The 12,415-nt window shown below is 60.5% G+C and carries 11 protein-coding genes; 4 read left to right on the top strand and 7 right to left on the bottom strand.

The annotated features are described in order from the left end of the window. Positions 1–68: 68 nt before the first annotated feature. A complete protein-coding gene (locus HU754_RS17555; RefSeq protein WP_099758771.1) occupies positions 69–1,067 on the top strand; it encodes a bile acid:sodium symporter family protein in 999 nt (332 codons plus the stop codon). Positions 1,068–1,086: 19 nt separating this feature from the next. On the opposite strand, the gene HU754_RS17550 is transcribed toward HU754_RS17555, so the two are convergent. After that, positions 1,087–1,692 (bottom strand): LuxR C-terminal-related transcriptional regulator, encoded by a 606-nt coding sequence (locus HU754_RS17550; RefSeq protein ID WP_099758772.1) that lies wholly within the window; start codon positions 1,690–1,692, stop codon positions 1,087–1,089. Between the two features lie 114 nt (positions 1,693–1,806). On the opposite strand from HU754_RS17550, the gene HU754_RS17545 reads away from it, so the two are divergent. Next, positions 1,807–3,435: an ATP-binding response regulator gene (locus tag HU754_RS17545; protein ID WP_186624239.1), complete on the top strand. Its 1,629-nt coding sequence runs from the start codon at positions 1,807–1,809 to the stop codon at positions 3,433–3,435. A gap of 85 nt (positions 3,436–3,520) precedes the next feature. Here the strand turns inward: HU754_RS17545 and yecR are convergent, their stop codons facing one another. The 4 genes from yecR to HU754_RS17525 form a co-directional block, all read right to left on the bottom strand. Then, positions 3,521–3,829 carry a YecR family lipoprotein gene (gene yecR, locus HU754_RS17540; protein WP_186624240.1) on the bottom strand — a complete coding sequence of 103 codons (309 nt, stop codon included), beginning with the start codon at positions 3,827–3,829 and terminating at the stop codon, positions 3,521–3,523. Between the two features lie 32 nt (positions 3,830–3,861). Next, positions 3,862–4,176, bottom strand: a complete 315-nt coding sequence (locus tag HU754_RS17535) for a hypothetical protein (RefSeq protein ID WP_116256656.1) — start codon at positions 4,174–4,176, stop codon at positions 3,862–3,864. Between the two features lie 508 nt (positions 4,177–4,684). Then, positions 4,685–5,857 (bottom strand): cystathionine gamma-synthase, encoded by a 1,173-nt coding sequence (locus tag HU754_RS17530; protein WP_099758775.1) that lies wholly within the window; start codon positions 5,855–5,857, stop codon positions 4,685–4,687. Beyond that, complete coding sequence (locus tag HU754_RS17525) at positions 5,854–7,230, bottom strand: pyridoxal-phosphate dependent enzyme (protein ID WP_093437711.1); 1,377 nt, start codon at positions 7,228–7,230, stop codon at positions 5,854–5,856. Before HU754_RS17525 ends, HU754_RS17530 begins: the two co-directional genes overlap by 4 nt. A 424-nt stretch (positions 7,231–7,654) precedes the next feature. Between HU754_RS17525 and metE the strand changes: the two genes are divergently transcribed. After that, positions 7,655–9,943: a 5-methyltetrahydropteroyltriglutamate--homocysteine S-methyltransferase gene (metE, locus tag HU754_RS17520; RefSeq protein ID WP_093437714.1), complete on the top strand. Its 2,289-nt coding sequence runs from the start codon at positions 7,655–7,657 to the stop codon at positions 9,941–9,943. 215 nt (positions 9,944–10,158) lie between these two features. Continuing rightward, complete coding sequence (locus HU754_RS17515) at positions 10,159–10,665, top strand: GNAT family N-acetyltransferase (RefSeq protein ID WP_186624241.1); 507 nt, start codon at positions 10,159–10,161, stop codon at positions 10,663–10,665. Here the strand turns inward: HU754_RS17515 and HU754_RS17510 are convergent. Further along, complete coding sequence (locus HU754_RS17510; RefSeq protein ID WP_186624242.1) at positions 10,649–11,413, bottom strand: ABC transporter ATP-binding protein; 765 nt, start codon at positions 11,411–11,413, stop codon at positions 10,649–10,651. The two genes, HU754_RS17515 and HU754_RS17510, sit on opposite strands and share 17 nt — an antisense overlap. Beyond that, on the bottom strand, positions 11,410–12,414 hold the full coding sequence (locus HU754_RS17505; protein WP_175559651.1) for a FecCD family ABC transporter permease: 1,005 nt from the start codon (positions 12,412–12,414) through the stop codon (positions 11,410–11,412). Before HU754_RS17505 ends, HU754_RS17510 begins: the two co-directional genes overlap by 4 nt. Between the last annotated feature and the right edge of the window lies 1 nt (position 12,415).

Below are 12,415 nucleotides of genomic sequence, written 5' to 3'. Positions count from 1 at the left end.
GTTAGTCGGTAATTGGCAGTCACGTTAGAGTCGTCGGCACGCACTGGCAACCCCCGGATGAACCGACCATGACTCGCCCCCGCTTTTTGCCCGACAACTTCACCCTGACGCTGATCGGCGTCGTGTTGCTGGCCAGCTTCCTGCCGGCCAGCGGCCAGGTCGCCGTCGGCTTCGGCTGGCTGACCAACCTCGCCATCGCGCTGCTGTTTTTCCTGCATGGCGCCAAGCTCTCGCGCGAATCGATCATTGCTGGCGCCGGCCACTGGCGCCTGCATTTGCTGGTGTTCGGCCTGACGTTTGTCCTTTTCCCGATTCTCGGGCTGGCGCTGAAACCGCTGTTGTCCCCGCTGATCGGCGACAAGCTGTACATGGGCATGCTTTACCTGTGCGCACTGCCGGCCACGGTGCAGTCGGCGATCGCCTTCACCTCGCTGGCGCGGGGGAATATTCCGGCGGCGATTTGCAGCGCGGCGGCGTCGAGCCTGTTCGGGATTTTCCTCACGCCGCTGTTGGTGACGCTATTGCTCGACGTACACGGTGATGGCGGTTCGACGCTGGATGCGATTCTGAAAATCAGCGTGCAATTGTTGCTACCGTTCATTGCCGGGCAGATCGCCCGTCGCTGGATTGGTGCGTGGGTTGGACGCAACAAGAACTGGCTGAAGTTCGTCGATCAGGGCTCGATTCTGTTGGTGGTTTACGGCGCGTTCAGCGAGGCGGTCAACGAAGGCATCTGGCATCAGATTCCCGTCGTCGATCTGCTGGGATTGGTGGTGGTCTGCTGCATTCTGCTAGCGCTGGTGCTGTTGGCGTCGACGTTGTTGGGCAAGGCGTTCGGCTTCAGCCAGGAAGACCGCATCACCATTCTGTTCTGCGGCTCGAAAAAGAGTCTGGCCACCGGCGTGCCAATGGCGCAGGTATTGTTTGCCGGTAGCACGATTGGCGTGTTGATTCTGCCGCTGATGCTGTTCCATCAGATTCAATTGATGGTCTGTGCGGTGCTCGCTCAGCGCTATGCGAAACGGCCGGAATCGGTGCCGGAGCTCATGGCGCAAGTCGATCCATAACACGGCCCACCGGCAGCTCTTACAGAGTCCCCGTGTATTTCACGGCGGCAGCCGCCCGAGAGGGTACGTTGAGCGTGCGCAACAGCGATGACACATGAATACGCACCGTGAACGGTGAGATATCCAGTTCGCGGGCTATTTCCTTGTTGGTCTTGCCTTGAGCGATCAAGCGCAGCACGTCTTGCTGACGAGGTGTGAGGGCGGCGCCGGTTTCTAGCGGCAGCAAGCCGGACGGCGCAAACTTCACCAGCACCTCACCTTCACGAATCGCCAGAATCGCCTGACCGATTTCATCGGGGGCGATGTTTTTGCCGATAAAGCCGTCGATACCGGCGGCCATCACTTCATTGATCAATGCTTGATCGTCGACCATCGACACCACGATCAATGTCGTGCGCGGCAAGCGTCGACGCAGCTCGGCGAGCTGGCTGACGCAGGTCAGGCCGGGGAATCTGAGATCGAGAATCAGCGTGTCCGGCTCGTCATCCAAAGGCAAAAGGGCCAGTACGGCGTCGAGGTCACCGGCTTCCTCAAGGACGGCGTCAGGCAGCAAACGCTCAACCGTGCGCAGCATCGCTTCACGAAACAAAGGGTGATCGTCGGCTATGATAATTCGGCAGGTCATGGCATGACCCTCCCTGGGTCAGGCGTGGCTCAAGGTCTGCACATTAGCACCGAGCGCACGGGTTGCCTGTAGGCTGATTCGGAATCTGACGATTGCCGCACAAGGACGTTTACCATGAAGTTCGAGAAAAACACTGAACTCGATCAGGCCAATCTGCGCATTATCATCGCCAGTATTGCCGTGGTTTACATGCTCATACTCGGCTTTTTGCCGGGGCAGCGCTTCGATACCTATTTGCCGGTGATCACCTACATCATCGTGTTTTTGCTGGCCTCGATCGGCTTGCGCCAGGCGATTGCGCGCTGGCCGGGGCATTACCCGGCACGGCGGATTTTCGCCATGGTCCACGATTACACCGGCACCTGCTTCGGGCTGGTGATCGGTGGTGAGGCGGCGTTGCCGCTGTATGCGGTGATTATCTGGGTCAATCTCGGCAACGGCATGCGCTATGGCTCGCGCTATCTGGCGATTGCCACGGCGCTGGCGTTAGTGGCGTTGCTGTGTGTGTATCGCCTGACGCCGGTGTGGCAAGCGCAACCGTTCATGGTGTTGATGCTGATGCTCACCAGCACGGTGATTCCGTTTTATGCGCACTTGTTGCTGGAGCGCACGCGCAAGGCCTCCGAAGAAGCGGTGGCGGCGAATCTGGAAAAGTCGCGATTTCTCGCTCAGGCCAGTCATGATTTGCGCCAGCCGATTCATTCGATTGGACTGTTTACTGCGTGCCTGCGTGAGTCGCGCTTGGGTGAGGACGAGCGGCGGTTGGTCGACAACATCGACCGTTCGTTGCTCAACGTCTCTCAACTGTTCCGCTCGATTCTCGACCTGTACACCCTCGACAACGGGCGCGTGTTGCCCAAACTGCAAAGCGTGAATCTCGGCGAATGGCTGGCGGAGCTGATCCGTCAGAACGCCGAGGCGGCGCGTTGGGCCGGGGTCGAGCTGCGTTTGCGTCCTTGTTCCTACTGGGTTCAGACCGACCCGGCGTTGCTGGCGACCATGGTGCAGAACGTGCTGTCCAACTGCTTCAAATACGGTGCGCAGCGGCCGGTGTTGATCGGCGTGCGCCGGCGTGGGGCAGGGCTGGCCATCGTGATTTATGACCGTGGCAACGGCATTGCCGAAGAGCATCTGGGCAAGGTGTTCGAGGAGTTCTATCGGGTGCGGCAAGTGCGCGACAAGGATGTCGAAGGCGTCGGGCTGGGACTGTCGATCGTCAAGCGTCTGGGGGAGTTGATTGGTGTCGGCGTTACTCTGCGTTCGCGGCTCGGGCGGGGAACGGCGGTGAGCTTGTACGGCTTGCCAATCGCTGCGCCGCCGCAGGTAACGGTCAATCGTGATGAGGCGCGTCAGGTCGGTCTGCTGACCGGGTTGAAGGTGTGTCTGGTGGAGGATGATCGTAATGTGTTGCTGGCGACTTCGGCGCTGCTGGAGCGCTGGGGCTGCTCGGTTCAGGCCGAGTTGACGGCTGAGGATCTGATCACAGACTGCGACATCATCGTTGCCGACTATGACCTTGGGACTCACGCTACCGGCATCGAATGCATCGACGATGTGCGCAAGCAGAGAGGCTGGGCAGTGCCGGCGATGATCATCAGCGGGCACGACGTCGAAAAAATCCAGGCAGCCCTGCACGACCGCGACATTGCCATCCTGTCCAAACCGGTGCGCCCGGCCGAGCTGCGCGCGACCTTGAGAGCCCTGCGCGACCGACAACCCGAACTCGCTGAAAGCGTTTCGTGAATGATCATCGCGGACACAGCCAAGATCCCTGCGGGAGCCAGCCTGCTAGCGATTTGGCCAGCAGGCTGGGTCCCACATTTTCAGATCAGCGCTTGCACAGGTAATCCTGGGTGATGGTGGTCTGCAGGCAGTTGTACTGGCCCATGGTGCGGCAGATGTTTTTCTCGGAACCGGTGGCCTCGGCGTTTTTGTAGCCCCAGGTCTTGCAGCGTTGCGTGGCGACGGTGAGGCCTTGTTCGGCGCTGGTCTGGCCGCTTTCGAATTGGCCCAGTTCATAGGAGACCTGGACGACGCCATCGTTTTTGCTGCCGCCAGTGGCTTCCCATTGTTTCGGCGTGGCGCAGCCAGTGAGGAACAGCGCGCTGAGGGTGAGTGTTGCGATCAGGGTTTTCATAAGTAAACGGTGTCCTTTACCGGGCGGGGAAGTTACTGCAATGGAATCGGCGAGGCGCCTTTCGGCAGGCATGACAGCGGCGGCGACATGATGCCCATGCTCGCCACGGCGATGATGACGCCGCTGGGCAATTCACAGTTGTATTCCCCGGCCGGGGTGTAGGCGGTGTAGTAGGTGAGGGTGCTGTCGTTGCGGATGTTGTCGATTTTCGACACCGGTTTACCGATCACCGTTTGCGCGCGTTCTTTCATGCTCGCTTCAGTGGGTTTGACGGTCTGGCAGCCGGCCACGCCGAGCAGCACAGCGCCGACCAAGGCGATCTTGCAGAGGTTTGCATGGAGTTTCATGGTGTTTCTTCCTTGGTGTTGTTCTGATTTCCAGGCACAACGATCCCGCACGCTGCGAACAGGCAACGTTGAGGAACATCGAGGGGTGCGGGGGAATATAACGCCAGTGGACAGGGCGGTCGATTAGCACAAATGTGCTAGTGCAGTGGGGGATCGACGGCCGTTAGGCGCTTCTCTTCCTGCCCGATTCGGGCAAAGCTCGAATCAGTCTAAAAACACTGACCCGCGTCGGCGAGCCTTTGCTAGGCTCAAAGATGTAGGCGAAGACGCAGACTGATGCGCAATCGGATAGCAAGGGGGCGTGGGGCGCGCTCCGAAAGGTACACGGTTAGAAAGATCTCCGCGCTGAGATCCAGCCCTTATGCCGTGTGAAGCAGCCGAGGCACTAACTTTCAATTTGACCCGGTACTGTGGGAAGCCCGATAAACCTTGTAAGCCAGAGACCAGCACTGGCCGCCTGCTCGAACACCAAAGCCCGCACGAAGCGGGCTTTGTCGTTCCTGCCAGGTCAGATCGCTTGCAGCGCCTGCGCCAGATCGGCACGCAGGTCTTCGACGTCTTCGACGCCCACCGACAGACGCACCAGGCCATCGCCAATCCCCAGTTTCGCCCGGGTATCAGCCGGAATGGTCGCGTGAGTCATGATCGCCGGATGCTCGATCAGGCTTTCAACACCGCCCAGACTTTCTGCCAGGGCGAAGATTTTCACGTTCTCGAGGAAGCGTCGCGCACCGTCCAGATCGCTGTTCAGATCAACCGAAATCATCCCGCCAAAACCACGCATCTGGCGCTTGGCCAACTCATGCTGTGGATGCGACGGCAGCCCCGGGTAATAGACCCGTTTGACCTGCGGTTGCTGCTCCAGCCACTGCGCCAGATCCAGCGCATTGCTGCAATGACGCTCCATGCGCAGCGCTAAAGTCTTCACCCCGCGCAGGGTGAGAAATGCATCGAACGGCCCGGCAATCGCACCGACCGCGTTCTGCAAGAAGCCCAGCTTCTCGGCCAGTTCTTGGTTCTGGCCGACCACGGCGATGCCGCCGATTACATCGGAGTGACCGTTCAGGTACTTGGTGGTCGAGTGCAGCACGATGTCGAAACCCAGCTCCAGCGGCCGCTGGATATACGGGCTGGCAAAGGTGTTGTCGGCAACGCTGATGATCCCGCGAGCGCGGCAGATACGGGCGATAGCGGCGAGGTCCGACAGGCTCAGCAGCGGGTTGGTCGGTGACTCGACAATAACCAGGCGTGTGTCGTCCTGCAGCGCCGCTTCGAACGCCGCCAGGTCAGTCAGATCGACGTAGCTGAAACGGTGTCCGGCACTGCGCTGACGGACCTTGTCGAACAGGCGGAACGTGCCGCCGTACAAGTCATTGCCGGAGATCACGTGCGAACCGGCATCGATCAGTTCGAGCACCGTGGAAATCGTCGCCAGCCCGGAGGCGAACGCAAACGCCTGGGTGCCGCCTTCAAGGTCCGCCACGCAACGCTCCAGGGCAAAACGCGTCGGGTTGTGCGAGCGACCGTAATCGAAACCCTTGTGCACGCCGGGGCTGTCTTGCAGATAGGTGGAGTTGGCGTAGATCGGCGGCATCAGCGCGCCGGTGGTCGGGTCCGGTTCCTGCCCGGCGTGGATCACCCGGGTCGCGAAGCCTTGGGATTTATCGTCGTGCTGACTCATGCGAGGGATCTCCGTAATTGGTTGAGCATGTCGGTGCGGGTGATCAGGCCATGGAAGCCCGATGCATCGGCAATGATCGCGACGAGGCCACGGCTGAGCACCGCTTCCAGTTCAGCGAGGCTGGCGCCAGGGGCGAGGGTCTGCAGTTTGTCGGTCATCACGCTGGACACCGATTGGCTGAAGCGGGCGGCGTCTTCGTGCACCGCCAGCAGGATGTCCGATTCGTCGATCACCCCGACCAGTTGCTTGCCTTCCACCAGCACCGGCAGTTGCGAGACATCCGCCAGGCGCATGCGCTGGAACGCGGTCAGCAGAGTGTCGTCGGGGCCGACACTGATCACGCGGCCGTCCTCGAAACGCCGGGCGATCAAGTCGCGCAAATCGCCGTAGCCCTTGCGCTGCAACAGGCCCTGATCGGTCATCCACTGGTCGTTGTAAACCTTCGACAGGTAGCGCGTGCCGGTGTCGCAAACGAAGCTGACCACACGTTTCGGCTCGGTCTGTTCGCGGCAGTAACGCAGCGCCGCAGCGAGCAGAGTGCCGGTCGACGAGCCGCCGAGAATGCCTTCGGCCTTGAGCAACTGGCGGGCGTGAGCGAAGCTTTCTTCATCGCTGATCGAGTAGGCGTGGCGCACGCTGGAGAGGTCGGTGATCGACGGAATGAAGTCCTCGCCGATGCCTTCCACGGCCCATGAACCGGGCTTGGGCAGAGAACCGTCGCGGCTGTATTGCGCCATCACCGAACCGACCGGATCGGCGAGGACCATTTCCAGATCCGGCTGCACGCGTTTGAAGAAGCGGCTCAGGCCAGTCAGCGTACCGGCCGAACCGACACCAACGACGATCGCGTCCAGATCATGTTCGGTCTGCGCCCAGATCTCCGGCGCGGTGCTGCATTCGTGGGCCAGCGGGTTGGCCGGGTTGTTGAACTGGTCGGCGAAAAATGCGCCGGGAATGTCTTTCGCCAAACGGGCGGCGACATCCTGGTAATACTCGGGATGGCCCTTGCCGACGTCGGAGCGGGTGATGTGCACTTCGGCGCCCATGGCCTTCAAGTGCAGGACTTTCTCGGTGGACATTTTGTCTGGCACCACCAGCACCACGCGATAACCTTTGGCGCGGCCCACCAGTGCCAGGCCCAGGCCGGTGTTGCCGGCGGTGGCCTCAACGATGGTGCCGCCGGGTTGCAGACGACCATCACGCTCGGCAGCGTCGATCATGGCCAGACCGATACGGTCCTTGATCGAACCACCGGGGTTCTGCGATTCGAGCTTGAGAAACAGTGTGCACGGGCCAGTATCGAAACGAGTGACTTGAACCAGCGGAGTGTTGCCTATCAGCCCAAGTACGGCAGGGCGTGATTCCTTTGACATTTCTTCACCTCTAAATGGTGTTGATCGCGTTCCAATCGCGGGGAAAAGACTCGCGTGCAACATAGGCTCAGACATCAGCTGTCGCAACCTTTAGTCGGCCGCAAATGCTGCCATTTCGATCTAACGATAGATCGAAATCAGAGACCTGCCGGGGCGGGTTCGAGTGCGTTTACACAGAGGCGTCATTGAGTTTTCAAAGGGCGTCTTCAGGGCGACGAACAGCTTGAATTGGCGAGAAATTCCCTGGCGCAAAAAACCGTTCATCCTTCACGCGCGCTCTCGGCTCCGGAGTGTTTACAAGCGACAAGCAGCAATCTTTTTATCATGAGGGAAACTCGTGTTGATCGCGATTAAAATGAGTTTGTCTCACCAGTGACCGATGCCGACAATGGCCGCCATCAACAGAACATTGGAGTTGTTTGTTATGGCACTGGCCCATTCCCTTGGATTTCCGCGCATCGGTCGCGACCGCGAACTGAAGAAAGCGCAAGAGGCGTTCTGGAAAGGAGAACTGAACGAGGCTGGTCTGCGTGCAGTCGGTCGCGAGCTGCGCAAGACCCACTGGGACCTGCAGAAAAACGCCGGTATCGAATTGCTTCCGGTCGGCGATTTCGCCTGGTACGACCAAGTGCTGACGCACTCGCTGATGTTTGGCGTGATCCCTGAGCGCTTCCGCCCGCACGATGGCAAAGCCAATCTGCAAACTTTGTTTGGCATGGCTCGTGGCGTCAGCGACAGCTGCTGCGGCGGTGCGCACGCCCAGGAAATGACCAAGTGGTTCGACACCAACTATCACTACCTGGTCCCGGAATTCAGTGCGGATCAACAGTTCCAGTTGGGCTGGGAGCAGTTGTTCGAAGAAGTCGAAGAAGCCCGTGCGCTGGGCCACAACGTAAAACCGGTGATCATCGGCCCACTGACGTATCTGTGGCTGGGCAAGGCCAAGGGCGCGGAATTCGACAAGCTGGAATTGCTCGATCGTTTGCTGCCGCTGTACGGCCAGATCTTCGCGCGCCTCGCCGCTCAAGGCGTGGAATGGGTGCAGATCGACGAGCCGATTCTGGTCCTTGATCTGCCGCAGGAATGGAAGAACGCGTTCGAGCGTGCCTACAACCAGATTCAGCGTGATCCACTGAAGAAACTGCTCGCGACTTACTTTGGTGGTCTGGAAGAAAACCTTGGTCTGGCTGCCAACCTGCCTGTCGATGGTCTGCACATTGATCTGGTGCGCGCACCGGAGCAGTACCCGACCATTCTCGATCGTCTGCCGGCCTACAAAGTGTTGTCCCTGGGCGTGGTCAATGGCCGGAATGTCTGGCGCTGCGATCTGGAAAACGCCTTGGCGACATTGCGCCATGCCCATGAGCGTCTGGGTGATCGCCTGTGGGTCGCGCCGTCCTGCTCGCTGCTGCACAGCCCGGTGGATCTGGGTCGTGAAGACAAGCTCGATGCCGAACTGAAAAGCTGGCTGGCCTTTGCCGTCCAGAAGTGTGAAGAAGTGGCAATTCTGGCGCATGCCGTCAATCAGCCGGAAGCGCCGAAAGTGCTACGTGCATTGACTGAAAGTCGCTCGGTGCAGGCTGCACGTGCAGCTTCCCCGCGCATTCACAAACCTGCGGTTCAGGCGCGAGTTGCGGCGATCACGGCCAAGGACAGCCAGCGTCAGTCGCTGTTTGCCCAGCGCATCGCCAAACAGCGCGCGGGTCTTGATCTACCAATGTTCCCAACCACGACGATCGGTTCGTTCCCGCAAACCGCGTCGATCCGCCTCGCTCGTCAGTCGTTCAAACAGGGCAAGCTGACCGAAGCCGAATACACCGAAGCCATGCACAGCGAGATCCGCCACGCGGTGGAAATCCAGGAACGTCTGGGCCTCGATGTGCTGGTGCACGGTGAGGCCGAGCGTAACGACATGGTCGAGTACTTCGCCGAGCAACTGGATGGCTACGTATTCACCCGGTTTGGCTGGGTGCAGAGCTACGGTTCGCGTTGCGTGAAACCGGCGGTGATCTTCGGCGACCTCAGCCGCCCGAAAGCCATGACGGTCGAGTGGATTCGCTACGCCCAAGGTCTGACCGACAAGGTCATGAAAGGCATGCTGACCGGCCCGGTGACCATGCTGATGTGGTCGTTCCCGCGTGAAGACGTCAGCCGTGAAGTGCAGGCCCGGCAACTGGCGCTGGCGATCCGCGATGAAGTGGTCGATCTGGAAGCCGCCGGCATCAAGATCGTGCAGATCGACGAAGCGGCGTTCCGTGAGGGGCTGCCGTTGCGTCAGGCGCAGTGGCAGCCTTATCTGGACTGGGCGACGGAAGTGTTCCGTCTGTGCGCCTCCGGTGTGCGCGACGAAACGCAGATCCACACGCACATGTGCTACAGCGAGTTCAACGATGTGATCGAGTCGATTGCAGCGATGGATGCCGACGTGATCACTATCGAAACCTCGCGCTCGGACATGGAATTGCTGGACGCCTTCGAAGCCTTCGCTTATCCGAACGAAATCGGCCCGGGCGTCTACGACATCCACTCGCCGCGCATCCCGGATGCTTCGGAAATGGCTAATCTGCTGCGCAAGGCTGCCAAGCGGATTCCGGCAGAACGCCTGTGGGTCAACCCGGATTGCGGTTTGAAAACCCGTGGCTGGCCAGAAACCGAAGCGGCGCTGGTGCACATGGTCACTGCCGCCCGGCAGCTGCGCAAAGAGCTGGCCTGACACCTACAGCTGGAATACACACAATCCCCCTGTAGGAGTGAGCCTGCTCGCGATGGCGGTGTATCAGTCACTAATGAGTTGACTGACACACCGCCATCGCGAGCAGGCTCACTCCTACAAGGGTTGTGTAGGAAGTTCAGAATCCGGGATTTCCTTGGCATCGCCGGGAGGCTGTTGCTACTGTGGCCAGCCGCAATCCAGGTGTTTGCCGCTGCATGAATCATCAACCCGTTATCCAAACCGTGTCTGACGCAGACATTCCCGAGGTGCTGGATTTTGTTCTAAAGGCCCGCGCCGAGCTTTTCCCCAAGCTCAGCGCGACCGGCATACCCGACGATCTGGCACGTTTTGCCGAGGTTTATCTGCGTGGGGCAGGGCGCTTTCTGATCGCTCGCTACGAAGGGCAGATTGTCGCCTCAATCGGCTATCTTCCTTACGACCGACGCTTCCCGCACTTGCCTTATCCGGACCTTAAAGTGGTGGAAATCGTACGGCTGTTTGTCCTTCCATCGCAGCGCCGCTCAGGTCTGGCCGGTGCGCTATATCGATCAATCAAAGATCTGGCAGTCGCCAGCGAAGTAGAAGTGATCTACCTGCACACCCATCCGTTTCTGCCGGGCGCCATCGCGTTCTGGCAACGGCAGGGCTTCACGATAATTGATATCGACACTGACCTGGTCTGGCAGACCACGCACATGCACAATCTCATGAGTGAAATCTAAGAATCTGCGCCCCATCAAACGGGTCCGTCAGGTAATGCGCCCTGACCCCGAACGTCTCCTGTAAGCGCTGCGGTGTCAGCACCTCCAGCGGCTTGCCCAACGCCACCAGTCGCCCGCGCTCCAGCACCGCCAGACGATCACATTTCAACGCCTGATTAAGATCATGCAGGGCGATCAGCGTGGTCACCGGCAACGCCCGCACCACGTTGAGAATGGTCAGTTGATGCTGAATGTCGAGGTGATTGGCCGGCTCGTCGAGCAACAGGATTTGCGGTCGCTGCGCCAGGGCCCGGGCGATGTGCACCCGCTGCCGTTCACCGCCGGACAGGCTGCGCCACAGACGCGTGCGCAAGTGCATGGCGTCAACGTCGGTCAGCGCCTGCTGAACAATGGCATCGTCCGCGGCCGACCACGGTTGCAGCGCCGACAGCCAAGGCGTGCGCCCCAGCGCGACAGCGTCGAACACGCGAATGCCGTCGTCGGTGTCGGCCTGCTGTTCGACCACCGCAAGCTTTTGCGCAATGCTGCGCCGGGCCATTTTGCCCAGACGCTGACCGTCGAGCAGCACCTCGCCAGTGCTCGGTTCACGCAGCCCGGCCAGTAACTTCAATAGAGTGGATTTGCCCGCGCCATTCGGCCCGACAATGCCCAGGGTTTCGCCACGCTGAACCTCAAGGCTGACACCGTTGAGCAACTCGGCGCCGCGCACCCTGAAGCTCAGGCCGGAACAACTCAAGACACTGTTCATCGTGCCGACCTGCGGCCGACCAGAATCAAGGCGAACACCGGCGCGCCGACCAGCGCGGTAATCACCCCGACCGGAATCACTTGGCCCTTGATCAGTGTGCGCGACAGCACATCGGCGGCTATCAGAAACACCGCGCCACCCAACGCACTGGCCGGCAGCAACCGCGCATGACCGGTGCCCAGCAACAGACGCGCAGCATGAGGAATGACCAGACCGACAAAACCGATCGAACCGACAATCGACACCATCACTGCCGTCACCAGCGCTGCACAACCGATCAGCAGAATCTGCACACGCCGCACCGGAATGCCGAGCGACGCCGCCGAATCCGCACCAAAGGTAAACGCATCCAGCGCCCGCCGATGCCACAGGCACACAACCAACCCCAACACGGCCACTGGCACCGCCAGCCACACCGATGGCCAGCGCACGCCGCCAAGATTGCCCAGCAGCCAGAACATGATGCCGCGTGCCTGCTCGGAGCTTGCCGAGCGGGTGATCAGAAACGCCGTCAGCGCATTGAACAGCTGCGAACCGGCGATCCCCGCGAGAATGATCTGCCCGGTACCGCTGGCCGAGCCGCTGACCCGCGCCAGCACAATCACCAGCACAAACGCCGTGACCGCGCCGGCGAAGGCACCGACTGACAGTGAGATGATCCCGGCACCTACGCCAAGCAGCGCGACCATCACGGCCCCGGTCGAGGCGCCGGCAGAAATGCCCAGCAGATAGGGATCGGCCAACGGATTGCGCAGCAGCGACTGCAAAATCACTCCGCAGGTCGCTAAGCCGGCACCGCATGCCGCCGCGACCAATGCCCGGGTCAGGCGGTAGTTCCAGACGATGCCTTCATCGATAGGATCGAGGACATGCCCGGCGCCCCACAGTTTGTTCGCCAGCACTTGCAACACCACGTCCGGTGCAATCGAGGTTTCACCGATGGCCACGCCGGCGACCACTGCAATCAACAGGGTCGCCAGGGCCAGTAGCGTGCGGATCAGG

This window comes from Pseudomonas zeae (assembly GCF_014268485.2).
Lineage (GTDB): Bacteria > Pseudomonadota > Gammaproteobacteria > Pseudomonadales > Pseudomonadaceae > Aquipseudomonas > Aquipseudomonas neuropathica.
This window is presented reverse-complemented; position numbering and strand designations above follow the sequence as displayed.

Excerpts from the sequence above, each read along its gene's own strand:
- HU754_RS17525 (WP_093437711.1), bottom strand. The coding sequence starts at position 7,230 with ATGTCAAAGGAATCACGCCCTGCCGTACTTGGGCTGATAGGCAACACT.
- metE (WP_093437714.1), top strand. The coding sequence starts at position 7,655 with ATGGCACTGGCCCATTCCCTTGGATTTCCGCGCATCGGTCGCGACCGC.
- HU754_RS17510 (WP_186624242.1), bottom strand. The coding sequence starts at position 11,413 with ATGAACAGTGTCTTGAGTTGTTCCGGCCTGAGCTTCAGGGTGCGCGGC.
- HU754_RS17530 (WP_099758775.1), bottom strand. The coding sequence starts at position 5,857 with ATGAGTCAGCACGACGATAAATCCCAAGGCTTCGCGACCCGGGTGATC.
- yecR (WP_186624240.1), bottom strand. The coding sequence starts at position 3,829 with ATGAAAACCCTGATCGCAACACTCACCCTCAGCGCGCTGTTCCTCACT.
- HU754_RS17550 (WP_099758772.1), bottom strand. The coding sequence starts at position 1,692 with ATGACCTGCCGAATTATCATAGCCGACGATCACCCTTTGTTTCGTGAA.
- HU754_RS17515 (WP_186624241.1), top strand. The coding sequence starts at position 10,159 with ATGAATCATCAACCCGTTATCCAAACCGTGTCTGACGCAGACATTCCC.
- HU754_RS17555 (WP_099758771.1), top strand. The coding sequence starts at position 69 with ATGACTCGCCCCCGCTTTTTGCCCGACAACTTCACCCTGACGCTGATC.
- HU754_RS17535 (WP_116256656.1), bottom strand. The coding sequence starts at position 4,176 with ATGAAACTCCATGCAAACCTCTGCAAGATCGCCTTGGTCGGCGCTGTG.
- HU754_RS17545 (WP_186624239.1), top strand. The coding sequence starts at position 1,807 with ATGAAGTTCGAGAAAAACACTGAACTCGATCAGGCCAATCTGCGCATT.